Here is a 292-nt window from a genome sequence, read left to right on the forward strand (position 1 = left end):
GTAGACGATAAGGATGCCATGTATGTGTTTGATCGTGGATATGTTGACTACGAACGATTTGATCGAATGACCGATGAGGGCTATTTCTTCGTGTCAAGACTGAAGAAAAACGCCGTCATTCGTGAAGTAGAGACTTTTGCTGTGCCCGAAGATTCTACTGTTTTATCCGATAAAATGGTATACATTGGTTCAACTCAAAATCGTACAGAGAATGTGTTCCGCCTTCTCGAAGTAGTGGATACAAAGGGAAACACTTTACGATTAATTACCAATCGCTTCGATCTGGATTCCG

Annotated in this window: 1 protein-coding gene; it reads left to right on the forward strand. The window is 41.4% G+C overall.

The features are described 5' to 3' along the window. Window positions 1-292: transposase (locus tag FS666_RS19550; protein ID WP_144463809.1), on the forward strand; the 292-nt coding region annotated here is incomplete at both ends.

Origin of the sequence: Siminovitchia fortis, from assembly GCF_007681465.1 — a bacterium.
In the GTDB taxonomy this organism is placed as follows: Bacteria; Bacillota; Bacilli; order Bacillales; family Bacillaceae_C; genus Siminovitchia; species Siminovitchia fortis.